Annotated in this window: 22 protein-coding genes and 1 tRNA gene; 5 read left to right on the top strand and 18 right to left on the bottom strand. The window is 58.8% G+C overall.

Annotated features, from left to right (window positions below; genetic code table 11):
* Positions 1 to 119 precede the first annotated feature (119 nt).
* The 5 genes from FG381_RS08665 to FG381_RS08645 all read right to left on the bottom strand — a co-directional run bounded on the left by FG381_RS08665 (position 120) and on the right by FG381_RS08645 (position 7,979).
* Positions 120 to 5,000, bottom strand: a complete 4,881-nt coding sequence (locus FG381_RS08665; protein ID WP_139689179.1) for an autotransporter domain-containing protein — start codon at positions 4,998 to 5,000, stop codon at positions 120 to 122.
* Between the two features lie 708 nt (positions 5,001 to 5,708).
* Positions 5,709 to 5,784: transfer RNA gene (locus tag FG381_RS08660), tRNA-Thr, on the bottom strand.
* Positions 5,785 to 5,811: 27 nt separating this feature from the next.
* Entirely contained in the window at positions 5,812 to 6,207 is a 396-nt protein-coding gene (locus FG381_RS08655; protein WP_139688446.1) for a ClpXP protease specificity-enhancing factor SspB, read from the bottom strand.
* 106 nt (positions 6,208 to 6,313) lie between these two features.
* Positions 6,314 to 6,934 carry a glutathione S-transferase N-terminal domain-containing protein gene (locus FG381_RS08650; RefSeq protein ID WP_139688445.1) on the bottom strand — a complete coding sequence of 207 codons (621 nt, stop codon included), beginning with the start codon at positions 6,932 to 6,934 and terminating at the stop codon, positions 6,314 to 6,316.
* Between the two features lie 292 nt (positions 6,935 to 7,226).
* Entirely contained in the window at positions 7,227 to 7,979 is a 753-nt protein-coding gene (locus FG381_RS08645; RefSeq protein WP_139688444.1) for a Nif3-like dinuclear metal center hexameric protein, read from the bottom strand.
* Between the two features lie 44 nt (positions 7,980 to 8,023).
* Between FG381_RS08645 and FG381_RS08640 the strand changes: the two genes are divergently transcribed.
* Positions 8,024 to 9,244, top strand: coding sequence for a S1C family serine protease (locus FG381_RS08640; RefSeq protein WP_139688443.1), 1,221 nt, complete (start codon positions 8,024 to 8,026; stop codon positions 9,242 to 9,244).
* A 120-nt stretch (positions 9,245 to 9,364) separates the two neighbouring features.
* Here the strand turns inward: FG381_RS08640 and tatC are convergent, their stop codons facing one another.
* From tatC to FG381_RS08580, 12 genes are all read right to left on the bottom strand, one after another.
* Complete coding sequence (gene tatC, locus FG381_RS08635; RefSeq protein WP_139688442.1) at positions 9,365 to 10,171, bottom strand: twin-arginine translocase subunit TatC; 807 nt, start codon at positions 10,169 to 10,171, stop codon at positions 9,365 to 9,367.
* A gap of 15 nt (positions 10,172 to 10,186) precedes the next feature.
* Positions 10,187 to 10,825, bottom strand: a complete 639-nt coding sequence (gene tatB, locus FG381_RS08630; protein WP_139688441.1) for a Sec-independent protein translocase protein TatB — start codon at positions 10,823 to 10,825, stop codon at positions 10,187 to 10,189.
* Positions 10,826 to 11,016: 191 nt separating this feature from the next.
* Positions 11,017 to 11,265, bottom strand: a complete 249-nt coding sequence (tatA, locus tag FG381_RS08625) for a Sec-independent protein translocase subunit TatA (protein ID WP_139688440.1) — start codon at positions 11,263 to 11,265, stop codon at positions 11,017 to 11,019.
* 14 nt (positions 11,266 to 11,279) lie between these two features.
* A complete protein-coding gene (locus FG381_RS08620) occupies positions 11,280 to 11,627 on the bottom strand; it encodes a histidine triad nucleotide-binding protein (protein ID WP_139688439.1) in 348 nt (115 codons plus the stop codon).
* Between the two features lie 153 nt (positions 11,628 to 11,780).
* Entirely contained in the window at positions 11,781 to 13,034 is a 1,254-nt protein-coding gene (murA, locus tag FG381_RS08615) for a UDP-N-acetylglucosamine 1-carboxyvinyltransferase (RefSeq protein ID WP_139688438.1), read from the bottom strand.
* A gap of 66 nt (positions 13,035 to 13,100) precedes the next feature.
* Positions 13,101 to 13,382: an STAS domain-containing protein gene (locus tag FG381_RS08610; protein WP_139688437.1), complete on the bottom strand. Its 282-nt coding sequence runs from the start codon at positions 13,380 to 13,382 to the stop codon at positions 13,101 to 13,103.
* Positions 13,379 to 14,053 (bottom strand): MlaC/ttg2D family ABC transporter substrate-binding protein, encoded by a 675-nt coding sequence (locus FG381_RS08605; protein ID WP_139688436.1) that lies wholly within the window; start codon positions 14,051 to 14,053, stop codon positions 13,379 to 13,381. Before FG381_RS08605 ends, FG381_RS08610 begins: the two co-directional genes overlap by 4 nt.
* 40 nt (positions 14,054 to 14,093) lie before the next feature.
* Entirely contained in the window at positions 14,094 to 14,861 is a 768-nt protein-coding gene (locus tag FG381_RS08600) for an MlaA family lipoprotein (RefSeq protein WP_139688435.1), read from the bottom strand.
* 2 nt (positions 14,862 to 14,863) lie between these two features.
* Positions 14,864 to 15,334: an outer membrane lipid asymmetry maintenance protein MlaD gene (gene mlaD, locus FG381_RS08595; RefSeq protein ID WP_139688434.1), complete on the bottom strand. Its 471-nt coding sequence runs from the start codon at positions 15,332 to 15,334 to the stop codon at positions 14,864 to 14,866.
* A 24-nt stretch (positions 15,335 to 15,358) separates the two neighbouring features.
* Complete coding sequence (mlaE, locus tag FG381_RS08590; RefSeq protein WP_139688433.1) at positions 15,359 to 16,135, bottom strand: lipid asymmetry maintenance ABC transporter permease subunit MlaE; 777 nt, start codon at positions 16,133 to 16,135, stop codon at positions 15,359 to 15,361.
* Positions 16,136 to 16,951 carry an ABC transporter ATP-binding protein gene (locus FG381_RS08585; RefSeq protein ID WP_139688432.1) on the bottom strand — a complete coding sequence of 272 codons (816 nt, stop codon included), beginning with the start codon at positions 16,949 to 16,951 and terminating at the stop codon, positions 16,136 to 16,138.
* A 3-nt stretch (positions 16,952 to 16,954) separates the two neighbouring features.
* Positions 16,955 to 17,452: an acyl-CoA thioesterase gene (locus FG381_RS08580; protein ID WP_139688431.1), complete on the bottom strand. Its 498-nt coding sequence runs from the start codon at positions 17,450 to 17,452 to the stop codon at positions 16,955 to 16,957.
* A gap of 280 nt (positions 17,453 to 17,732) precedes the next feature.
* Between FG381_RS08580 and FG381_RS08575 the strand changes: the two genes are divergently transcribed.
* Positions 17,733 to 20,093 (top strand): penicillin-binding protein 1A, encoded by a 2,361-nt coding sequence (locus FG381_RS08575; protein ID WP_139689178.1) that lies wholly within the window; start codon positions 17,733 to 17,735, stop codon positions 20,091 to 20,093.
* A gap of 147 nt (positions 20,094 to 20,240) precedes the next feature.
* On the opposite strand, the gene cyaY is transcribed toward FG381_RS08575, so the two are convergent.
* Positions 20,241 to 20,540, bottom strand: coding sequence for an iron donor protein CyaY (gene cyaY, locus FG381_RS08570; protein ID WP_139688430.1), 300 nt, complete (start codon positions 20,538 to 20,540; stop codon positions 20,241 to 20,243).
* A gap of 12 nt (positions 20,541 to 20,552) precedes the next feature.
* Between cyaY and lptM the strand changes: the two genes are divergently transcribed.
* The 3 genes from lptM (at position 20,553) to FG381_RS08555 (ending at position 23,256) form a co-directional block, all read left to right on the top strand.
* Complete coding sequence (gene lptM, locus FG381_RS08565) at positions 20,553 to 20,690, top strand: LPS translocon maturation chaperone LptM (RefSeq protein ID WP_139688429.1); 138 nt, start codon at positions 20,553 to 20,555, stop codon at positions 20,688 to 20,690.
* A 12-nt stretch (positions 20,691 to 20,702) separates the two neighbouring features.
* Positions 20,703 to 22,088 (top strand): diaminopimelate decarboxylase, encoded by a 1,386-nt coding sequence (gene lysA / locus FG381_RS08560; RefSeq protein WP_226960330.1) that lies wholly within the window; start codon positions 20,703 to 20,705, stop codon positions 22,086 to 22,088.
* A 121-nt stretch (positions 22,089 to 22,209) separates the two neighbouring features.
* A complete protein-coding gene (locus tag FG381_RS08555; protein ID WP_139688428.1) occupies positions 22,210 to 23,256 on the top strand; it encodes a GMP reductase in 1,047 nt (348 codons plus the stop codon).
* Positions 23,257 to 23,346: the final 90 nt, after the last annotated feature.

Below are 23,346 nucleotides of genomic sequence, written 5' to 3'. Positions count from 1 at the left end.
GCTCTTCAAAAAGGCTTTTGGGTGAGGAGCGGCCGAGGCGTCTTGCGACGTCCCAAGCTCTCCTCACTCACTCGCGTCTACTGCCTCTGAAAGGACTTCAGAGGCAGAGCCATGAAGGCTTAGAACGCGTAGCGGACCTGAGCGTTGAACGAATTGTTCATGCGCTCGTCGGAACCGACGCCCAACTTGTAGCTGAGACCGAAGCCCCAGTCGCCGTTCGTAGCGTTGATGCCGAGGGTCGCCTGCACCGGGTTCGAATCGATCACGCGGACCGAAAGGTCATCGGTGGCGGAAACGCCGTTGATGCCGAGCTTGAGGTCAGCATCCTTGTCGCCGAAGGTCGGAACGACCGAGAGGTCGAACTTCGGAGCAAGGGTCCAGCCGTTGGTTTCGAAGTCAGCCGAGAGGGCAACGCCGACCGGCATCTGGAAGATGTTCTGATCGTCGATGTCGGTCACATAGCCGGCTTCAAAGCCGTCGGTCGAGAGCTGCGTGTAGCGCAGACCCACGTGCGGAACGATGTTCACGGCGCCAGCCTTCGTGAGGATTTCACCGCGCACGCCCACCGTAAAGGCATCGGTATCCTGCGAGAACTTCCAGGCGTGGTCGTAGCCATTGGTCGTCACGTCGTTCGAGGCGCTCATGTAGCCGATGTCGGCCGCAACGTTCCAGATGTCGGCGAAGGTCTTCGAAGCGTAGACCGAGAAGCCGACCAAGTCGGTATCGGTCGAAGCAGCAACGCCCGAGTTCTTGCTGTCCGTATCAGCGGTGCCGATCGTGAGAGCGGCGCCGAGGACGGCATTGCAGGAGAACTGGTAGTCGAGACCGAGGACGCCCGAGTAGATGTCGGACGAGTAGCCCGCACCGTCAAAGAGCTTCTTGGCTTCGAACTTGCCGCCGTTCACGTCGACCCAGACGTTGACGCCCTGAGCACGCTGCGTGAGGATGCTGTTGCGGGTGGCAACCGTGTCGGCCATCTGGTTGACGGCATCCATCGTGAGCGTCTGAACGCCGGTGGTGGCGCCCAGAGAAGCGACGTCCGTCGTGATCTTCTTCAGGTCAGCGAGGTTCACGTCGTAGGAACCGTCGGAGAACTTCTGCCAGACCGGGGAGGTCGTGGTCGAGTAGAGCCACTTGTTGAACTGGGCGGAAGACGAATTGTTGTTGAGGTTCTTGCCTTCTTCGAACATGCCGTAGGCAGCGTCGAAGCCGGCGAGACCAGCCATTTCGAACTTGGAGAGATCGTCCTTATTCAGCATCTGAATGCCGAACTTGCCCTCATTGCCGGCGCCTTCCACGGAAACGACTTCCATCAGGAGATCGCCTTCGAAGACGGCCTCAGCACCATCCATGGAGAGCTCGCCGGCACTCAACTTGACCTGATTGCCGTTCGCAACGTTGTCAAGGAAGAGGATGGAATCATGCTCAAGCGTAACGTCCTTATCGAAAACAGCAGTCTCACCGGTCGTATCAACCGTATTGAGGTCAATAGCGAGCATGCTGTTCTTAGCTACATAGATTCCGGCAACATGGGGATCATGCTGCTCGATCGTATCGTTGCCAGCAATTGCATTGCCCAGATACGTCGCGTAGCTGACTGCACCACCTTCAGCAACCGTCTTGCCGCCGTTGACGTAAAGGACGGAGTTGACCGTATGGGTATCAATGGCAGACACCGCCTTCACGCCGTTGGCTTCGTCGTCCTCGCGAGGAGTATCAGCCAGAACATAGCCGGACTTCGAGAGCAGCGATTCAGCTTCAGAGACATCAGTCGTGCCGAGCGAAACGATGGAGTTGCGGCCGGCTTCAACCGTCGTATCCTCACCAGCCGTCTTCACAGCGAGCTTGCTGTGAGTGACGCCTTCTACATCCCAAGCCGGGTCAGCAAAAACAGAGCCGGAAGCAAGATTGCCAACGATCATCGTGCCGGCGGCTTCGTTGTTGCCAACGTAAACCTTCTTACCTGCGCCGACTGTCAGATCACCCATAACCGTAGCAGAGCCCGTCACGAGGAAATCGCCATTCACGGTAAGGTCTTTCACTGCTGCCGTACCAGCAACCTGTGAAACCTCATTGAATTTTGTGCCATCGTAATACGTGTCGGCGTCATTGCTGACGACAACTTTCGAAGCCGCAGCTTCGAAATTGCCGGCAACCTGAAGATCATTGACTTCGACCGCAGGAGCTTCGGCACCTTCATTCTTCGACTGAACAACGGTCAGCTTGGAATCCTTATTGACATCGAGCTCAGCGACCTTTACATCGCCTTCGACAGTCAGATCACGACCATCGACAACAGCAAGGAAAGTAGTCGTATTGTCGGCAGATGTCACGCTTCCGACGGAGGCCTTTTCGGTATTGGACGTACCCGCAACAACAAGGCCGGCGCCGCTCGTCAAACTGACATCACCAAGCTTTGTCAGCGTCTCGGTACCGCTCTGGAGCTTATAAGTCACAAGCTGTCCAGCGCCATTCAGCGTGAGGGTGGAACCACTAACGGTGGCGGAAGTGAGGCCATCACCCAGAGCGATCGAGCCCCAGGAAGCTGAATGCGTGACTTTGTTCACGCCCGTAACCTTTGCAGCCTTGAGGCCGTTGGTCGTGACGCCCTGAATAGAGGCAAGGTCAGAGAACTTTACTTCGTTCTTATCCGAAACAAGCCCCGTAATCGTCACATTACCAATATCAATGACGCCGTTGCCGGAAACTTTAGCCGTCAGAGAAGCTAGTGAAGCAGCGTCTTTAATAGTTGTACTTGTTTCAGCATAGTCCGTCAGAACCAGCGTGGCATTCTGCCCAAGCGTGATGCCATTAGCGGCCACACTACCAGCACCAGAAGAAGAGTCCCCAGCAAAAGCCTGCCCAGAAACCTGAAGGCCGAGGGCGTGCGCAGAGGTGGATAGCTTCCCGTAGACGTTGACCGTTTTGCCGTTCGCAACAGTCAGCTTGCCAACGTTGATGCTACTTTCTTCCGAGACCGTCGCAGAGCCGTCCTGAACATTCAGATTATCAACAGCAACGGTCGAGTTAGTCACCGCAAATGAGCCGCCGCTGACCATGATGGAGGCAAACTTCTGATCCTGCTGTTCCTGAACATCAATAGAGCCGCCAGTCGCGAGAACAAAGCTGTCGATATCCTTGCTTTCAGTACCGCGGGTAACGAACTTGCCGCCCTTGAGGACAAATGCCTTTTCAAGTTTAAGGGCCGTTGCGGCTGTATCGCCAGGATCCTTACCGTCAGTGAGCACATTCAGGCTCGTCTGGAAGACGCCGCCATCGAGAGTCGTAGTCGTTACAGCGTAGTCGGTACCCATGTTGGAATCAACAACACCGCCTTCCGCAAGGGTAAGAGTCGTACCAGCAATGGTGCCATTGGTCGCAGTAGCGCCCGCCTTATAGTTTGTAAGCGTACCGGCAACTACGATCGAGCCAGAGCCAGCAACTGAAGCACCTGAAACAGAATTGTCAAACGTCGCATCCTTGGCAATGGTCAGTGCACCAGCGGTTCCGAGGGTAACAGTGCCTGCATTAGTCGAGGCCCCGGTGAGGGTCAGCTTGGCAACGTCGGCATTTTCACCAACCGTCACCGTGCCCGAAGCGGCAACGCTCAGCGCGCCGACTTCCATATTGCCCTTAAGCGTAAAGGCACCGGCATTTGCATTTTCTTTATCCGCCGCAGCAATGGTCAGTGAAGCGGCTTTAACCGCATTCGTACCATCCGCATCACCAGTATTGGTGATCTTCAGGCTATTGCTCGACGTCTTCCCGGCCGCAATGGTAATGGCGCCAAGATCCACATTGGCATAGACGGTTTCTTTATTCTCATCCGATCCCGTGGTGACATTAATCTGAGCACCAGAAGCTGAAACCGCAGTCGTTGCACTCGTAAAGACACCGCCGCTGATGGAAACTTCTTTATCAGCCGCAAACGTCAGCGTCTTCGTCTCGGTCTTGGAATCAACGCCGAACGCAGCACCATTCACCAGAATGACGGTGTTCTTTTCGTCCGACAGCTTCGCCTCTGCAGCCCCAACCTTGATTGAATCGGTCGTGATGTTGCCGTTGATCTTGGTCGTCGTTGTGCCATCAACGATCAGCTTGCCGGCATTCCCTTCAGCGGTGGTGTAATCGGCATCAAACGTAACGGTCTCACCAGAAAGAGTAATGACGCCGGTATTGGCAAAGGTAACTTCCTTGGCAACCGTAGTTGAAGTTGCGCCATTGAGCGTAAGGTCAGCAGCATTCTTGACGGCGCCCTTGTTATACGTGACGGTCTCGCCAGTAATTTCTGTTTTTGCTTGAATATCAAGATCAAAAGCGCTGCCCGGCACTTCAACCGATTCGTTCTCACCCTTATAAGAAGTGGCAACGCCAAGCGTCACAGCACCGGAAGCAGAAACCGTAGCAGTCCCAGCGCCATCATCATTGGCACCCTCAGCTTTCGTTGCATTAACCGTGAGCTTGCCAGACTTCAGGGCAATGGAGGCGCCTGAAACAGTGGCGTCCGCTCCCGAATCCTTGCCGTTATGAACCGTCAGGCTGATATCCGCCTGATCAAGCTCCAGTGCCTTCGTTACAGTTAAGGTACTGGCACCAGTTGCATCCTTGGAAGCAGTAACAGCAATAACGCCGGACTTACCATCAATGGCGTCCCAAGTGTCGGACGCATCCGTCAGGACCAACTTGCCATCGGTCAGCGTCAGCGACGTGCCATCGACAAAGGTCTGATCCTTATACGCATCCGTGCCGTCAACAATAGCGGAGCCGCCGGAAATACCAGTCTTATCCGCCGTAATAGTGATGACGGCACCTTCCTTGAGCTCAAGGCTTGTTGCGTCCGTCGCTGCCATCGCCGTCCCGGCAACACCCGCCATCACCGCAGCAACAGCCGCCGCAACAACAGTCTTCGTGCCCTTGGCCTGAACGCTCGACGTGATCTCATTGGCCACCATCAGAGCGCCGCGCGCCTTGTTGAAGACCACTTTGAAATTTGTGTTCATGAACTTAAAACTCCAAGTTAAATCGGATGCCCCGGCACACTCGAGTGGGATGCGCGAGCCGGAGCGGTGCTCTTGAGAAAGCACTGCGTGGAGCTTACGAAGTTCAGTGAAAAAGGATGTGTAGAGTTTACCCTAGTATGCTTTTATATTTCATATAGTTAATAGCAAATATTATATTGCTAAGGGGTGTATGGTATACCCTAATATTAAGTTCAGTTGGATTGCTGCAACAGCAGGGGGATGGTTTCGAGTCAGTAGGTCGATTTTTCGCGATCGAGTCTCTCAACCCCGCGAAAAAGCTAAAAAATAGAGGGTTCGTCAGAACGTCCAAGATCTCTTCCGGAGTTTCAGGCAGTAGTGTGCCTGAAGCCGTTCGCGAGTCTCCAATAATGAGTACCCGGCTCCGGATTTCTTTCACGCAGGGAATCCATCGCCTTGCCGATCTGGTCGAAGAGCAGCCAGTGGTATTGGCTGGCGGTTATCACTGGAGATGTTTTTGCCCCGAAGAAAGGTTCGCTCTGCACCGCGCCTAAAATTTCGCCTTGCTGGATGATGACATGCGCATAGGCTAACAGTCATGCCATGATAAATGACATGATAAAAACGCTGCCGGAGGGGCTAAGACGAACGATAGCGGGCAGCGATTTACCGCAATTAATTGAAATAAAAGAAAACCCGAACTGCTGTGAACAGTCCGGGCCTATGTCTTGGTGCCTCTTAACTGACTCGAACAGTTGACCTACCGCTTACAAGGCGGTTGCTCTACCAACTGAGCTAAAGAGGCGGAAAGCGGATTATACAGAAAAATGCGTTATTTGATGCGCATCGGGCGCCGCGGCGCAACGCTGCTGCCCGTAAGTTTTTCGAGAAGCTCGGGGCTCGTCGGGCTCGCCATGAAGGACGCTCCCTCAACGGCCTGCTCGGCCGCTGCGACATGAACGATGCGGTTGAGCGGCACGACGATTTCCATCGAATCCGTCTCGTCGCCGAAGCGCGCTTCGAAGGAGAGGTATTCGTCATTCATCTGAAAGCCCCGCACCGCTTCGTCGTCGATGTCGAGAATGATCATCCCGTCCTTCACGTATTCCGTCGGCACCCGGCAGGCGCTGTCGACTTCCACCCAGATGTAGGGGCGGAAATAATGTTCGGCGCAGTATTCCCGAACGGCGTCAATCACGATCGCCCGAAGATTCTGGTAGCTGCTCATGGCGGCATCCTCGACACTCTGAAAGGAAACCCGCATGAGTTGCGGGTTTAGAAAAATGGGGTTTCAGCATGTGCATCCCCCTTGCGGGGAATGCACAGTTGAAGCCTTACTTGCGCATCGTGCGTTCCTGGGCCGTCATCGAATCGATGAAGGACTGGCGCGCGAAGAGGCGCTGGGCATAGATCTCAAGCTTCGTCGCCGTGGCGGAAAGCTGAATGCCGTAGTAGGGAACGCGCCAGAGGATCGGAGCGAGCACCACGTCGATCATGCCGAAGTCGTCCGAGAGGAGGAACTTCGTATCGCCCACGCGCATCGAGAGGATGTCGAGGTTTTCGCGCAGGCGTCGGCGGGCGAGCTCGCGGCGGTCTTCGTTCGAGCGGGCGTTCTCGAGCACCTTCACGTGGGGGAAGAGTTCGCGTTCGAGCACATGGAGGAAGAGGCGCGTGCGGGCGCGGCCCACCGGATCCGCGGGCATCAGCTGCGGATGCGGGAAGCGCTCGTCAATGTATTCATTCACAACGTAAACGTTGTAGAGAAGAAGGTCGCGTTCCGTAAGGACCGGAAGCTCACCGTACGGGCTCATGCGGACGACCGCAAGATCTTCCTCGTTCTGCACAACGCCGTCGAGGTCAACCGACTTGACTTCGAATTCGCATCCCTTTTCGTTGAGAAGAATGCGGCTCATCTGAGAGAACGGGCAGGTCGGGCCCGAGTAGAGATACATCATTGTGTTTTTAGCCTTGAGCGGATGCTGAGTGCCCCGGGGACCACCTTTGGATCTCTGGAACGCCTTCCCCTGATGAAAGCGCCTCGGGCACGAAAGATATAAATTGTACCCAAAGTTAGTTACGTAACAATTTCAAGAACATGAAATTTAAATGAACTATCCCTGTCCAAGAAGTGAATGCATTTTTGTAAATAAATGTATTGCGACTCAATTTGACGCGTCAATTCCTGCCGTTTGAACGGCATTTAGGGAAAGACGCCGTGCGCATCCGCCGCTGACAGCATCAGACGCCTCAGACCGGATTCTCCTGCGGGATGTATTCGATGACGAGTTCCGGGAACGTCGCTTTGATCAGGCGCCCGAGCGCCTGAATGCCGAATTGTTCCGTCGCCGTATGGCCGGCCGCAAGATAGGGAACGCCGAGCTCCACCGCCTCAAAGGTCGTGTGCTCGCGAATTTCCCCGGAGAGATAAAGATCGCACCCGAGGGCTGCGGCCTCGCCGAGCTCATCCTGAGCGGCGCCCGAGCACCAGCCGATGCGGTGAACGCGCTTATCGGCCGGCCCCACGAGAAGAGGCTTCCGGTGAAGCGCCTTTTCGACGCGCAGCGCGAATTCCGCTGCCGTCATGGGGCCCGAGAGAATTTCCCCTGCATGGAGGAGCCCGTATTCGCCCGCACGGGTATCGATCGAGAGGCCGAGGACGCGCGCGAGTTCGGCGTTGTTCCCGACCTCGGGGTGTGCATCCAGGGGCAGATGGTAGCCGATGAGGTTCATGCCGTTTTCAATGAGGCACCGGATGCGGCGCCCTTTGACGCCGACAATCCTCGCATCCTCGCCGCGCCAGAACCAGCCGTGATGCACGAGAACGGCGTCGGCGCCCTTCGCTGCGGCAGCCTCAATGAGCCCGAGCGATGCGCTTACCCCCAGCACAATCGAAGAGATGTTTTCACGACCCTCAACCTGAAGTCCGTTCGGAGCATAATCTCTGAATTCTCCGGGCTTCAGGACGCCGTCCAGAAACTCGATGAGGGCTCTTGTCTTCATCTCTTTTCTCCTTTTCTCAAAAGCCAAATCTTTTCTAGACCACCATGGTAGCGCCAAAGGCTAAAAAGGCACGTCTCAAGCAGCTCTGGCTTCTTTTTGCTCAGGCGGTTACCGTGGGCTGCGCAGCCGCACTCGTCTGGAAGACCTTTTTCCCGGCGCCGGAACCGAGCCCCGCGCCGAATCCCCCGAAGGCCGAGGATCCGCTCGAAAAGGATCTCGCGCTTCTCGCGATGAGCGGCGACTACAGCAATGCCGTCAGCATCGCCGCTCCTTCGGTCGTCAACATCTTCACGAGAAAGACCGTCCGCATGAGCCGCGCCGACGAGCTCGGAGTCGACTGGAATCAGGATCCGGAGCTTCATCTGAAGGCGCTAGGAAGCGGCGTCATTGTTTCCTCGTCCGGCGACATTCTCACCAACTACCACGTGGTCGACGGAATCCGGAGCATCTTCGTTGCGCTTTCCGACGGGCGCACCTATGAGGCGACGCTTCGCGGGAACGACGTCGAAACGGATCTCGCGCTCCTTCAGGTCAAAGCAAAGGACCTTCCCGCCATCCGGATCGGCGATTCGTCTGAACTTCGCGTGGGTCAGACCGTGCTCGCGATCGGGAACCCCTTCGACGTGGGCCAGACCGTCACCTCCGGCATCATCTCCGCCCTCGGCCGCCACGGGTTCGGGCTCAACAATTACGAAGACTTCATCCAGACCGATGCCGCCATCAATCAGGGGAATTCCGGCGGCGCGCTCGTCAATCTCAGAGGCGAACTCATCGGCATCAACAGCGCTATTTTTTCGCCCGATCATGTTGAGGGCTTTGTCGGCATCGGCTTCGCGATCCCGAGCTCCATCGTGAGCACAGTGCTCCCCGCGATGATGGCGGGCCAGACCGTTGAGCGCGGCTACATCGGGTTGGTGCCGCGGCAGCTCTCCCAGGAGCTCGCTCAGGACCTGAGCCTGCGCGTGCGCTCGGGCGTCATGGTGAAGCAGGTCATTCCGAATTCTCCGGCCGCCAAGGCCGACATCCGGAGCTTTGACGTCATTCTCGAAGTGAACGGCCAGCCCATTGCCCGCGCGAACCGTCTGCTTCAGATCATTGCCCGGCTGAAGCCCGGCACTGATGTAGAGGTGAAGATTCTCCGCGGAAACCGCACGCTCTCGAAGCACGTTGTCGCCTCGCAGCGCCCGCACGGGTCGCTTGAAAAGGAAGCCATCATTCCGTCGCCCGCCGAAGAGGAAGGCGACTTTGAGGAAAGAAGCCGCTGACGCGTGAAGCGCGCTTTCCTCGGAGAAGACAATAGAAAAGGCGCCTGCCACCCTGTTCCCGGGGTGATTTAAGGCGCCTTTTCCCTTGAAGCAACGAAAGGTTTTCCGCTTCAGGGCCTATCAGCCCTCAGCGTCTTCCTCCGCCTTCTTTTCCTTCATTTCCTCGACTTCATCGTCCGTCTTGCCGAAAGCCTGCACGCACCAGATGCCGACCTGATAAAGAACGACAAGCGGGAGCGCAAGGAGAATCTGGGAAAGAGCATCGGGCGGCGTAAAGATCGCCGCAATCACGAAGGCGCCGACGATCACATAGGGACGGGCCTTCTTCAGCTTCGTGCAGGAGGCGAACCCCACGCGATTCAGAACCACCACGAAAATCGGCACTTCAAAGGTAAGGCCGAAGGCGAGGAACATCGTGAGAACGAAGCTGAAGTACGAATCGATATCGGGCGCGAAGTTCACCGAATCCGGCGAGAAGCCGGCAATGAACTGGAAGACCATCCGGAAGACGATGAAGTAGCAGTAGGCCATGCCGACCGCAAACATCACGATGGAGCTGATGAGCACCGGAAGCGCCAGGCGCTTTTCGCTTCTGTAGAGCGCAGGCGCCACATAGGCCCAGATCTGATAGAGCACGATCGGGAGCGCAATCAGGAAGGCGAGAAAGAGCGTTACCTTCAGGGGCACGAAGAAGGGCGCCACCACGCCCGTTGCGAGGAGCTTCGCCCCCTGCGGAAGCGCCACCATCAGAGGCTGCGACAGGTAGTCGAAGATCTGCTTCATGAAGGGCGAGAGGCAGGCGAACACCACCACGATCGCGATCACGGACTTCATGAGGCGGTTGCGCAATTCAATGAGATGCGCAACCAGCGGCTGCTCGTTCGCGGGATCGTCAGGCGCCTCAAGCACCGGCTTCTGATCGGTCATTTCTCACACTCTCTCTTATCGATAGATACGGGTACGGAGGCTCTTCGCGCGGGGAGCCATCCCGGTGCGCCGTCCGCCCGCGCCGCCAAGCGTCGTTTCGCGCATGCCGAGTTCGCGGCGCAGCCGCTCAATCTCCTGCGCGAGCTCGTCGACGGAGGGGCCCGAGTGATAGCGCTTCGCAAAAGTCTTGGGCTCGTTCCAGGCGTAGGCGGGCGTCATGATTTCGCTGTCGGTATTCGCGTCGCCCCAGCCGTAGACTTCATTGATGTCCTTGGCGGATGCCACGCCCGAATTTGCCTCCGCAGGCGTTCCGGCAGCATTGCTCTTCACTTCATTGAAGGCGGTTTCGGCCGCTTTCCCGGCTTCATTGGCCTCATCGGCCACGGACTTCACCGAAGACTCAATGCTCGAAGCCTGAGCCTCAACGCTAGACTTCACGTCGTTCGCGAGATTCTTCGCTTCATCCTGAATGCGCTTGAGTTCGGAGAGCTCGGTCTCCCGATCAATGTCGGACTTCACCTGCGCGACGAAGCGCTGCGCTTTGCCGATCCACTCGCCGGTCTTGCGCGCAACGAGCGGGAGCCTCTCAGGCCCGAGCACGATGAGCGCAACAACGCCGACGATCATCATTTCGCTGAAACCGAAATCAAACATGACGTCTCTTCACTGCAAAAGGCCGCGGACAACTCATGAGGAGCTGCCGCGGTCCATTGGCGACACATAAGAAGACGCGGAAAGTACTTCACGCGTCTCGAAAAAGCCGCAGGGCTTCTGAAAAGCGCCTGCGGCATCGAGCCCGCTGCCGGAAGTCTCCTGACTCCGCATCAGCATGGGCTCGCGAGGAATCAGGCCTTCGGCTTTTCCTTGGCTTCGACGTCGATCGTGTCAGCCTGCTTGGCGGCGGCCTGCTGCGGGATTTCCTTCGGATCAGCAGCCTTGTCGGCGGGCTTATCCTCCGCGTCGCGCATGCCTTCCTTGAAGCCCTTGATGGCGCCGCCCAGGTCCTTGCCCATGTTCTTCAGCTTGCCCGTACCAAAGACGAGAACGACGATGGCGAGGACGATGAGCCAGTGCCAGACGGAAAGAGAACCCATTTTGTACTCCTAGATCAGAATTCAGTCGTGCGCTTCCAGGGACGGGGGCCGCCCAGAACGTGCACATGCAGATGCGGAACTTCCTGACCGCCGTCGCGGCCGGTATTGATGATCACGCGGAAGCCGTTTGCGCAGCCTTCCTGAAGCGCAAGAGTGCGCGTCAGGCCAAGCATTTTACCCAAAAGCGGCTCATCGGCCGCTTCTGCCGTGGCAAGCGACGTGATGTGCTTCTTCGGAATAATCAGAAAATGCACCGGCGCCTGAGGATGAATGTCCCTGAAGGCGACGACGTCGTCGTCCTCGTAAATCTTGCTGGAGGGAATTTCACCCGCAGCGATCTTGCAGAAGATGCAGTCCGACATGACTCGTTCCTGTTGGGAGCGCTTTAGCAAAAGACCGCTCCCGCTTTTTTTGAGAAAAACGTTTGTCTGAGGGCGCTTTGAAAAGACGCCCCTCAGCATGAATATTGGATGATAGCGGCTGATCGGTCAACCTGTACCAAGGTCTAGCTTTTTTCAGCTGCGGATGCGCTCGACATCCGCACCGAGCCCCCGAAGCTTCTCTTCCATGTGCTCGTAGCCCCGGTCAAGATGATAGAGACGATCGACCGTGCTTTCGCCCTGGGCAGCAAGCGCTGCGATGACCAGGGACGCAGAGGCGCGCAGGTCGGTTGCCATCACGGCAGCCCCTTCGAGCGCTTCAACGCCCGTAACCACAGCCGTATGGCCGTTGACGCAGATCTTCGCTCCCATGCGGGCGAGTTCGGGAACATGCATGAAGCGGTTTTCGAAAATCGTTTCGGTGATTTCCGACGCGCCTTCCGCAATCGCGGCGATGGCCATGAACTGCGCCTGCATGTCTGTCGGGAAACCCGGATGCGGAGTCGTGCGGATTCTGACGGCCTTGGGTCGTCCCGTCATCCGAAGGCGCAGCCAGTCGGCACCCGATTCGATCGAAGCGCCCATTTCGCGAAGCTTCGCCGTCACGGCCTCCAGATCTCCGGGGACGCAGTGCGTGACGAGAACGTCGCCCCGCGTGGCGGCTGCCGCGCAAAGGTAGCTTCCCGCCTCAATGCGGTCGGCGACAACCCGATGTTCTGCACCGTGGAGGGTCTTCACCCCCTCGATAACGATGGTGGGCGTCCCCGCCCCGGTAATCTTTGCCCCCATGGCGATAAGGCAGTTGGCAAGATCCACCACCTCCGGCTCCCGGGCAGCATTTTCAATGACGGTTTCGCCCTCCGCGAGCACCGCTGCCATCATGAGGTTTTCCGTTCCCGTCACCGTCACCATATCGGTGATGATGCGTGCCCCCTTCAGGCGCGGCGACTGAGCGTCGACGTAGCCGTGATCGATTCTCACCTCGGCGCCCAGCGCTCTCAGGCCCTTGATGTGCTGATCCACCGGGCGGGCGCCGATGGCGCAGCCGCCGGGAAGACTCACACGGGCGGCGCCGAAGCGCGCGACGAGCGGGCAAAGCGTCAGGATCGACGCGCGCATCGTCTTGACGAGTTCATAGGGCGCAACGGTGCTCGTCAGCGCCCCCGCATTGAGCGTCACTTCATGGCCCTCACGCCTGACTTTCACGCCCATTCCTTCCAGAAGAAGGAGCATCGTGCGCACGTCGGCAAGATCCGGCACGTTCGTGAGCTTCAGGTCTCCGGCCGTCAGAAGCGAGGCGCAGAGAATCGGGAGCGCGGCGTTCTTTGCTCCGCTGGTGCGGACTTCGCCGACAAGGCGGCGTCCGCCGCGGATCTTGAGCTTTTCCATGAATACTGCTTTTTAGAAAATCTGTTGTTCTGGTGGGGAAGAAGAATCGGAAGAGAACCCCGGCCTTCAGCGCTCGGTCGTCTTTTCAACCGGAAGCCCGAGAATCTCCTCGACGCCATAAAGACGAGCGAGCGTTTTGAGATCGGCGGGAAGCCCTTCGATCGCGAGGCGCCCCCCGAGCGCTTCTGCTTTTCTTCGAGCAGAAAGCAGCACGGAAAGCGCGGCGCTGTCGGCGCGCTTCACATCCGAAAGATCAACCGTGAAGTCGCCCGATGCCTGCGCCCTGAGAAGCTCCCTTTTTACGGCCGGGGCATTCTCGAAATCGATGACTTCCTCTGCGACTCTCACTTCGAAGCCTCTTTCTTCTTCATGGTTTCGGCGAGCTCCGCTCCCTTTTCGTTGAAGAGCCGGATCAGCCCGTCAACGCCGTCCTGCGAAAGAACGGATGCAAACTGCGAACGGTAGTTTTCCACCATCCAGATCCCTTCGATATTGACGTCGACGATCTTCCAGCTCTTGTCCTTCGCCTGATAGATGCGGTAGTCGAGCGCAATGGGATTCTCCGAGCCGCTCGTGAGAAGCGTGCGGATCACCATTTCCGGGCGCACGGTCTTCACGCGCGTGGGCCTCAGTTCGCACTTCTGATCCTTCACTGCTGAGAGCCCGCCCGCATAAACGCGCATGAGAAGCGTCTCAAAACCCTCTTCGAGCGCCTTCCTCTGCTCCTTCGTCGCCGTTCTCCACTTCGGCCCCACCGTCATGCGGGTCATCATCGTGAAGTCGGTTGCCGGCATGATGATGCCGTCGACAAGCTCGCGAAGCGCATCAATATTGCCCGACTTCAGCGAGTCGCTCCCGCGGATTCGCTCGAGCACGGCATTGGAAAGATCCACCACGAAGGCGAAGGGATCCCCCTTGTCGTCGTAGGGGAGACTCCCGGCCGCCCAGACGGGAAGGATAGGCGCTGCGGCAAGGGCGGCCGCAATGAGCGAACTCGAAAGAAATGTTCTGCGCTGCATGGTATTGATTCTCCCTGTGATCTTTTCTTTTTGCGGAAACTTATTCCTCATCATCGAAATCGAGCGGCGTGAGCGTCTCGAGCTCTTCTTCGGCATCCATGGCCTCGCCGTCCGCTACCGCGCGGCGGCGCGCCGCCAGGTATGCATCGCGAACGGCGGCATATTCGTCAACGGTCGACTCCCGGAATTTCTCAAGCTCGAGAAGCCGCGCCCGGGTGTCGAGCCCGTCAACGAGCCAGAGCCCGGCACTCCAGTACCAGTCCTCATCCCAAAGCGCCCAGGTGGTCGGGCTTGTGGCCCACCCTGCCGGATAACGCGCCCAGTCGCGGGTTGAGGAGGGCCCGAGCACCGGGAGCACGAGGTAGGAACCCTCGCCCACGCCCCAGACGCCCAGCGTCTGACCGAAATCCTCGGGAGCCTTCTCGAGTCCGATCTCGGACGCCACGTCAAAGAGGCCGGCGATGCCGAAGGTGGAGTTGACCAGAAAACGGAAGAAGGTTCCGATTCCTTTGTCGGCCTTTCCCTGCAGGAGGTTGTTCACCGTATTCGTAGGTTCGCCGAGGTTGTCCATCGCATTTGAAACCCCCGTCTGCATGAATTCGGGCGTCCATGCAGCGTAGGCTTCAGCCACGGGCTTTGCCACCGCGCGGTCGAGCGCATCGTTGAAGGCATACACGTTGCGGTTGAAGGACTCATACGGATCCGCCGGGTTCTCCCCCGCATTGGGCGGCACCTGAGCGCACCCGGCGAGAAAAAGCGCTGAACAAACTGCGGCCGCGCCGAGAGGCCTCAATAACTGCTTCTTCATTTTTACTTCCCGCCGTCCTCAGCCTTCGAATAGAGGAACTGACTGATCAGGTTCTCCAGCACCACGGCGCTCTGCGTGCGGCGGATGACCGAACCTTCCTCAAGGTTCTTGTCGTCCGCGCCCGCTTCAATGCCGACGTACTGTTCGCCGAGAAGCCCCGATGTGAGAATCTTGGCTGAACTGTCGTCCGGGAACGGATACTTGGCATCCATATCCATCGTCACGCGCGCCTGGAAAGTTTCCGGGTCAAAAACGACGGAGCGCACGCGTCCGACGACGACGCCCGCGCTTTTCACTGCCGCACGAGCTTTCAGGCCCCCGATGTTGTCGAAGTCCGCCGTTACCGCATAGGTCTTGTGCCCGAAGGAAAAGCTTCCCAGGTTGGCCGCCTGAAGCGCCATAAAGAGCGCCGCTGCAAAGCCGAGCACGATGAAGAAGCCGACCATTATTTCGAGAGAGCGAGTTTTCTGCATTGTTCTTTCTCTGCTGGAAGAAAATCAAACCACGGTGAACATCGAGGCCGTCATGATGAAGTCGAGCCCGAGAACGAGAAGCGAGGAGACGACGACCGTAATCGTCGTCGCATGCGCAACGCCGTCAGGCGTCGGTCTCGAGGCATAGCCCTGATAAAGCGCAACGAGCGTCACGGCAATGCCGAAGACGACGCTTTTAATGAAGCCGTTGCCGACATCATGGAAAATGTCGACCGCTGCCTGCATCTGCGACCAGAAGGAGCCGCTGTCGGTACCGATGAGGCCCACGCCGACGATCCAAGCGCCGATGATGCCGACGGCGGAAAAGATGAGCGCAAGCACGGGCATGGCGACGAATCCGCCGATAAAGCGGGGCGCAAGCACCCGCCGGAAGGGGTCGACCCCCATCATTTCCATGGCGGCGAGCTGCTCGCCGGAGCGCATGAGGCCGATTTCCGCCGTCAGCGCCGTACCGGCACGCCCGGCAAAAAGAAGCGCGGTGACAACGGGTCCGAGCTCGCGCACGAGCGAGAGCGCCACCAGAACGCCGAGCGCTTCCTCGCTCCCGTAGCTCACAAGCACGTAGTAGCCCTGGAGCCCGAGCACGAATCCAACGAAAAGACCCGACACCCCGATGATGAGGAGCGAATAGTTCCCGATAAAGTGGATCTGCTGGATGATGTTGCCGAATCCCGAGCCCCAGAGGCGCGAAAGCACCTGCCACGAAAAGATGCCGAAGCGCCCGGTCGATTCGAAGAGTCCGAGCACCCAGACGCCGAGCTTTGCGAGAAGGTCCGTCATTTATTGATTCCTCCCGCGCTTGAATCCGAGGTCCGAAGCATAGTCGGGCGCATGGTACTGGAAGGGAACCGGACCGTCGGGAAGTCCCCCGACAAACTGCTTCACAAAGGGATCGGACGATACCTTGAGCGATTCCGGGTCGCCTTCGGCCGCCACGCGCGCGTCCGAAATCATGTAGACGTAGTCGGCAATCTCAAAGGTCTCCGCCACGTCGTGCGTGACGATGAGCGAAGTCGCCCCGAGCGCGTCATTCAATGCCCGGATAAGGCGCGCCGTCACGCCCATCGAAATGGGGTCAAGCCCCGCAAAGGGTTCGTCGTAAAGAATAAGAGCCGGATCAAGCGCAATGGCGCGCGCGAGCGCAACGCGGCGCGCCATGCCGCCCGAAATTTCCGCGGGCATGAGATTGGCCGCGCCTCTCAGTCCCACGGCATTGAGCTTCATGAGAACAAGATCCCGCACGGTTTCTTCGTCGAGATTCGTCTGCTCGCGGATCGGAAATGCAACGTTGTCGTAGACGGAAAGATCGGTGAAGAGCGCTCCGAACTGAAAAAGCATCCCCATGCGGCGGCGAAGCCGGTAAAGACCCTTGCGGTCCGAGGGATCGAGCTTTTCTCCGCCCACGCGGATTTCGCCCGCATCGGGCGTGAGGAGCCCGCCGATCAGCTTGAGCAGCGTCGTCTTTCCCATGCCGGAGCCGCCCATGATGGCAACCACCTTGCCGCGGCCGAAGTCCATCGAGACATTCTCGAGGATCCTGCGGCTCCCGTAGCCGAAGGAGAGATTCTTGATCGAGAGATAGGTATCGAGCGCCACCGGTTACGCCTCCTTGAGTCCGAGCAGATTCGCGCCGGGCGAAAACCGGATCGGCCGCGCGATCCCGAGCACCTTGAGCTCCGGGTCATCGGCCGCAATCAGCGCCACGTGCGCGAGGTCCGCCGCGGGGAGCAGCACCGGGCGGCCGCGTTCGGCGTCGATATATACCCACTCAGTCGCACCCACGACAAGAAGCGTTTCGCCCCGGCGGATTGCGTAGCGCCTGAGGCTCGCCGCGCCGTGCGCGCTCTGAATCCAGGTGTAGACGTCCAGTTTTTCTCCCTCAAAGCTCGGGCGCAGATACTCAATCCAGTGCTCGCGCGCAACCCATGCGCGCTTCGCGGCCTTGAGCGCCTCAATGCCCCAGCCGATCTCTGCGGCGTGCGCTGTCGCGGCATGCTCCATCCACCGGAGATACTCGCGGTTGTTGACGTGCCCCTGAATATCAATGGATTCGGGCCCCACGACAAGGCTTTCGTGATAAATGCGCGCTGCGGACATGTATAGGGAAGAAAAGTGAACGATTGTTCATTGCAGACTGCCAAAAAATGCCCGGCACAAATTCCGGGCGGGCAGTCCATGGAGCGGACAATTTTACGACAGAGACCGGGTTCAATACCCCTCCGGAGGGTCGGCAGTAAGCATTATCCCAACGGGAAAACTGCAAAAGCTTGTTGCCGCAGTCCAATGAAAGAGGGGCACAGCCGGGACGCAGTTTTTATAATCACGGACATTTTCCTTTCCGTCACTACTCTCTGTTCTGAGGACCCCGCCCGTGCCGATTGCCCGTTCCAAAAAGAAGGTTCAGAAATCCTCCAGACCCTCCGCCTTCTGGCGCGTTCTCAAATGGGTGATCGGAATAGGCGCAGCCGGAGCACTTTCCGGGATTCTGCTTCTCGTTTTCGTCTTTGCATATATTTATCGCGAACTTCCTCCCATTGATGCGCTCACGGACTACCGCCCCAAGGTGCCGCTTCGCGTCTGGAGCGCAGACGGGAAGCTGATCGGCGAATTCGGCGAGGAACGGCGCGACTTTGTGAAGCTCGCCGATGTTCCGGATCACGTGAAGTACGCGATCCTTTCGGCAGAGGACGACGGCTTTTACGAGCACCCCGGGATCGAGATCACGGGCATCGTGCGTGCGGCGCTCATCAACATCCTGACGGGCCGGCGCGGTCAGGGCGGCTCCACCATCACGCAGCAGGTGGCGAGGAACTTCTTTCTGACGACCGAGCGCACCTATACGCGAAAGCTCTACGAGATCGCCATGTCCTTCAAGATCGAGCACGAGCTCACGAAGGACCAGATTCTCGAGATCTACATGAATCAGATCTACCTCGGTCAGCGCGCCTACGGGTTCGCCGCCGCGGCGAGAACCTATTTCGGCCGGCCGCTCAACGACATTTCCGTCGGCGAAGCCGCGACCATCGCAGGTCTTCCGGTAGCGCCCTCTGCCTACAACCCGATTGCGAATCCGACGCGCGCAACGATGCGCAGAAACTACGTGCTGCGGCGAATGTACGACCTCGGACACATCGACGACCTCACCTACCAGACGGAAAAATCGCTCCCGATGCAGGTGCGCCGCGTGGTGGAGGAAGATGCCCCGGCAAACGCCAATGCGAGCGCGGACAAGGTGACGGCGCATTACGCCGCCGAACTCGCCCGCATGATGATGTTCGACATCTTCGGCGACGAAACCTATTCGCGCGGCATCAATGTCTACACCACGATCCGCATGGACGAGCAGCGTTCTGCAGTCGACGCCGTCCGCCGCCAGCTCATCACGTACGACCGCCGCTACGGCTATCGCGGCCCCGAGGACTTTGTGGAGCTCGGAAGCTCCGGCGACCGTGCAAAAGCCATCCGCGCCGCGCTCTCGAAAACCGCTTCCTCGCCCTTCATGCTCCCCGCCGTCGTGACGGAAGCGTCGCCCGAAAAAATCGTGGCGGCGATCTCCCCATCGGAAACCATCACGCTCGACAAGGAAAGCCTCAGGTTCGGCCGCCGGCATCTCGCGAAGAAGCCCGCACGCGGCATTACGCCTATCCGACCGGGGTCGGTTATCCGCGTGATGCACCCGCTTACCGGGAAAAACGCTGCCGAAACCTGGACCCTTGCCCAGGTGCCCCGTGTTGAAACGGCCTTTGTCGCCGCAGACTTCAACTCGGGCGCCGTCAAGGCGCTCGTGGGCGGCTTCGACTTCAACCTCAACATGTTCAACCACGTCACGCAGGCGTGGCGTCAGCCGGGCTCGAGCTTCAAGCCCTTTATTTATTCTGCGGCGCTCGAAAAAGGCTTCACGGCTTCAACCATCATCAACGACGCGCCGATCTCGATCGACCCCAAGCTGACGGGCAACAAGCTCTGGGAACCCAAAAACTATGAGGGACGCTTTGATGGTCCGATGCCGCTCTACCGGGCCCTCGAGCTTTCCAAGAACCTCGTGACGATCCGCATCATGCAGTCGATCACGCCCGCCTATGCGCAGCAGTACATTGAGCGATTCGGCTTCTCGGGGAAAAACCACCCGGCCAACCTCCCGATGGCGCTCGGTGCCGGCAGCGTTACGCCCTGGCAAATGCTTGGGGGATACATGGTTTTCGCAAACGGCGGCTACCGCGTGCAGCCCTACCTCATTGACCGGGTGACGGACGCTCAGGGCGCAACCCTGATGCAGGCGACCAATCGCCAGGCGGGTGATCCCTCGATCCGCGCGATCGATGAAAGAAACGCCTTCGTCATGAATTCGCTTCTGCACCGGGTTGCCATCAACGGCACCGCACGCCGGGCGACAAGAGAATTGAAGCGCGACGACATCGCGGGCAAAACCGGCACCTCGAACGACAGTCAGGACGCCTGGTTCTGCGGCTATGCCGGCAATACGGTTGCTGTCGGCTGGATGGGCTACGACCAGCCGAAACCGCTGGGGTCGCGTGAAACCGGCGGCGGCCTGGTGCTCCCGATCTGGGTCGACTTCATGCGCACTGCGCTCAAAAACGTGCCGGAAACGGTCCGCATTCAGCCCGAGTCCGTGGTTGAGCGCGACGGCCTCTACTACTATCGCGACCCGGTGAAGGGGGGCGACGCCTTCTCGGGCGACCTCGATGCCCGCGACCTGGTGCGCGATCAGATCTTCTGACGCGCCGCAGAGTTTCTGAGGAAAAGACCCGCCTTTCCGACGGATCTTTTCCTTATGGCGGGGAGCGCCTCACGAAGCGCCCTAGATAAAATTGGAAGCACTCGCCTACGGGGGACGTCCCTGCCTTCCTAGCGAGCGGGAAGCGCCCTAGCGGCTCATAAGCGCATCAATTGCGCCCTCGACGGTTTCCTCGAGCGTGCGTCCGTCGCGCGGATTGATCCAGCCCTTGTTCGTTTCCCTGAAGTGCATGCCTCCCAGGTGCGAAGCGAACCAGATTTCCTGCATCGGGGTCTGAATGTTGACGACCGCCTGAGCGCCGTCCTCAAGCTCTATCGTGAGGACGTTCCCGCTCCTTGTGCAGTCGACATCCTCGTACTTCGATTCAATATGATCCTGAAGGCGGTTCATTTCCGCCTCGGCCTCTTCCAGAAATTCCGTTTCCGTCATTTCCTTCTTCCCATGAAAAAATCCTTTGCCGCCGGCGCTGCCGGCATCGCTCTGGCCTTGTGCCTCATCCTTTCCGGATGCGGCCTCAAGGGGCCGCTCTACATGCCGGGCGAACCCGCCCAGTCTGGAACCTTTCAGTCCGGGAGGTAATGAGAGATGACAATGGCTGAACGCAATCTTACCCGTCCGGACGACCTCTCCCCGGGGCTTTCCTTCTACCGTTCGCCCGAGGGGGAGCTCTTCTGCGAGGACATTCCGCTTAAGGACCTCGCCCGCAGATTCGGCACGCCCCTTTACGTCTATTCCCGCGCCGGCATTGTGGAGCGGCTCGAGGCTTACGAAAAAGCGTTCGGGACCGAACCCCACCAGGTCTGCTACGCCGTGAAGGCCGCTTCCACACGCGGCATCCTCGAACTTGTCGCCCGTCAGGGCACGGGCTTTGACTGCGTGAGCGGCGGAGAAATTCTGCGCGCGCTGGAAGCGGGCGGAGATCCGAAGAAAGTCGTCTTTTCGGGCGTCGGGAAGTCGGTCGCCGACATCGCATTCGCGCTTCGCGCCGGGATCAAGTGCTTCAACATCGAGTCGCCCGCCGAGCTTGACCGCATTCATGCCGTCGCCGAACACCTCGGCATTGCGGCGCACGTTTCCGTGCGCGTCAATCCCAACATCGATGCCCATGTCGACGCGCATGTCGCCACCGGTCTCGGCGACAGCAAGTTCGGCGTGAAGCTTACCGACGTTATTCCGCTTTACGAAAAAGCCGCCAGGCTCCCGATGATCAGAATCGAGGGCATTTCCTGCCACATCGGCAGTCAGGTGGAGTCGGCGGAACCCTATCTGCGGATGGTGACCGTCCTTGCCGGATTTGTGAACGAACTCGCACGCCGCGGCATCGTTCTTCACCATATCGATCTGGGAGGCGGCGCAGGCGTCGCCTATCACCCGGATGAGAAGCCTCTGGAGCCTTCCGAGCTGATCCCCGCCCTCATAAAAGCTGTCCGCGAGGTAGTCTCGGTTCCCGGAATTGAAATTTTCGTAGAGCCCGGCCGCTCCGTCATTGCTCAGGCTGCCGCGCTTCTCACGACCGTTCAATACCTGAAATCCGGGCTCTTCGAGCGCCAGTTTGCTATCGTGGATGCCTCCATGACCGAACTCGTCCGCCCGGCCATCTACGGGAGCTACCATCTGATCGAGCCCGTGGTGCCGAATCCGAAGGCCCCGCGGCAAATCCTCAACATCGTGGGCCCGGTATGCGAATCCACGGACTTCCTCGGCAATGACCGCAATCTCGCGATTGAAGCCGGAGACCTCCTCGCCATCCGAACGGCAGGCGCCTACGGCATGGCAATGGCCTCAACCTACAATTCGCGCCCGCTGCCGATGGAAGTGCTCGTTGACGGGGACCGCGTCATTCCGCTTCGCCGTCCGCAGACGGCGCTCGACCTCACGCGGGACGAGGAAACGCTCGGACTTGTGGAAAAACCCGGCATGTCCGCGGAAGCTGTTCGCAGCCTCTTTGCTGAATCCCTTGGCATGAGCATCCGGTAAATACTCAAAAGTCTGTAGAATCAATTAACGCCGGATTCCGGGAAATCGCCCCGGAATGCGGCGTTTTTGCGTTTACGGAGCCTCCTTCCGGGCTCCGCTCATCCCGAAGGAGAGCCCCGCGATGCATATTGAGAACACCATTCGTCTTGACTTCAAGGACGTGCTCATCCGCCCGAAGCGTTCCACGCTCACGAGCAGAAGCGAAGTCGACATCACGCGCGAATTCAAATTCCGCCATTCGCCCCTGAAATACCATGCCATTCCCATCATCGCCGCCAACATGGATACGACGGGCACATTCGAAATGGCCCGCGCGCTCGGCCGCCACGGCATGTCGACGGCGCTCTGCAAGCACTATTCAGTGGAGGAATACGTCGACTTCTTCTCATCGCTCGAAGAGAAGCACACCGCCTTCTATTCGCTCGGCATTTCCGACGCCGACTGGGAAAAATTCCTGGCAGTAGAAAAAAAGGCCCCGAAAGGCGCGATTCAGTATCTCTGCATCGACGTCGCAAACGGCTACACCGAAGCCTTTGTCTCTTTTGTGAAGAAAGCGCGCGAAGCCTGCCCCGACTACGTCATCATGGCGGGCAACGTCGTCACGGGCGACATGGCTGAAGAACTCGTTCTCGCCGGCGCAGACATCATCAAGGTCGGAATCGGTCCGGGGTCGGTCTGCACCACGCGCAAAATGACGGGCGTCGGCTACCCGCAGCTCTCGGCAATCATCGAATGCGCTGATGCCGCCCACGGCCTCTCCGGGCGCATTTGCGCCGACGGCGGCTGCACGGTTCCCGGCGACATCGCCAAGGCTTTCGGCGGCGGCGCAGACTTCGTCATGCTTGGCGGCATGCTCGCCGGCCACGATGAAGCGGCAGGCGAAATCGTTGAGATCGACGGCAAAACCTTCAAGCGCTTTTACGGCATGAGCAGCAAGGACGCCATGGACAAGTACGCCGGAGGCGTCGCGAAATACCGCGCAGCGGAAGGAAAGTCCGTCCTCATTCCGGCAAGAGGGCCTGTTGAAGGCACCGTTCAGGGCATTCTCGGCGGCGTGCGCTCTGCCTGCACCTACGTTGGCGCAAAGCGCCTGAAGGAGCTCACGATGCGCACCACCTTCATCCGCACCTCCATGCAGACCAACGACATCTTCGGACATACGCTCTGAAGCAAAACGCTCATATTTCCATGAACCTGAGCGAGCACCCGCATTAACGCGCCTGTAAGCTCTCATTCCTAGAATAATGATGCTTTCAGC

Source organism: Sutterella faecalis, assembly GCF_006337085.1.
GTDB lineage: Bacteria > Pseudomonadota > Gammaproteobacteria > Burkholderiales > Burkholderiaceae_F > Sutterella > Sutterella faecalis.
This window is presented reverse-complemented; position numbering and strand designations above follow the sequence as displayed.

Excerpts from the sequence above, each read along its gene's own strand:
- tatC (WP_139688442.1), bottom strand. The coding sequence starts at position 10,171 with ATGACCGATCAGAAGCCGGTGCTTGAGGCGCCTGACGATCCCGCGAAC.
- murA (WP_139688438.1), bottom strand. The coding sequence starts at position 13,034 with ATGGAAAAGCTCAAGATCCGCGGCGGACGCCGCCTTGTCGGCGAAGTC.
- FG381_RS08605 (WP_139688436.1), bottom strand. The coding sequence starts at position 14,053 with ATGCAGCGCAGAACATTTCTTTCGAGTTCGCTCATTGCGGCCGCCCTT.
- FG381_RS08655 (WP_139688446.1), bottom strand. The coding sequence starts at position 6,207 with ATGAGCAGCTACCAGAATCTTCGGGCGATCGTGATTGACGCCGTTCGG.
- lptM (WP_139688429.1), top strand. The coding sequence starts at position 20,553 with ATGAAAAAATCCTTTGCCGCCGGCGCTGCCGGCATCGCTCTGGCCTTG.
- FG381_RS08645 (WP_139688444.1), bottom strand. The coding sequence starts at position 7,979 with ATGAAGACAAGAGCCCTCATCGAGTTTCTGGACGGCGTCCTGAAGCCC.
- FG381_RS08620 (WP_139688439.1), bottom strand. The coding sequence starts at position 11,627 with ATGTCGGACTGCATCTTCTGCAAGATCGCTGCGGGTGAAATTCCCTCC.
- lysA (WP_226960330.1), top strand. The coding sequence starts at position 20,703 with ATGGCTGAACGCAATCTTACCCGTCCGGACGACCTCTCCCCGGGGCTT.
- tatA (WP_139688440.1), bottom strand. The coding sequence starts at position 11,265 with ATGGGTTCTCTTTCCGTCTGGCACTGGCTCATCGTCCTCGCCATCGTC.
- cyaY (WP_139688430.1), bottom strand. The coding sequence starts at position 20,540 with ATGACGGAAACGGAATTTCTGGAAGAGGCCGAGGCGGAAATGAACCGC.
- FG381_RS08555 (WP_139688428.1), top strand. The coding sequence starts at position 22,210 with ATGCATATTGAGAACACCATTCGTCTTGACTTCAAGGACGTGCTCATC.
- tatB (WP_139688441.1), bottom strand. The coding sequence starts at position 10,825 with ATGTTTGATTTCGGTTTCAGCGAAATGATGATCGTCGGCGTTGTTGCG.
- mlaD (WP_139688434.1), bottom strand. The coding sequence starts at position 15,334 with ATGCAGAAAACTCGCTCTCTCGAAATAATGGTCGGCTTCTTCATCGTG.
- FG381_RS08665 (WP_139689179.1), bottom strand. The coding sequence starts at position 5,000 with ATGAACACAAATTTCAAAGTGGTCTTCAACAAGGCGCGCGGCGCTCTG.
- FG381_RS08640 (WP_139688443.1), top strand. The coding sequence starts at position 8,024 with ATGGTAGCGCCAAAGGCTAAAAAGGCACGTCTCAAGCAGCTCTGGCTT.
- FG381_RS08600 (WP_139688435.1), bottom strand. The coding sequence starts at position 14,861 with ATGAAGAAGCAGTTATTGAGGCCTCTCGGCGCGGCCGCAGTTTGTTCA.
- FG381_RS08580 (WP_139688431.1), bottom strand. The coding sequence starts at position 17,452 with ATGTCCGCAGCGCGCATTTATCACGAAAGCCTTGTCGTGGGGCCCGAA.
- FG381_RS08650 (WP_139688445.1), bottom strand. The coding sequence starts at position 6,934 with ATGATGTATCTCTACTCGGGCCCGACCTGCCCGTTCTCTCAGATGAGC.
- mlaE (WP_139688433.1), bottom strand. The coding sequence starts at position 16,135 with ATGACGGACCTTCTCGCAAAGCTCGGCGTCTGGGTGCTCGGACTCTTC.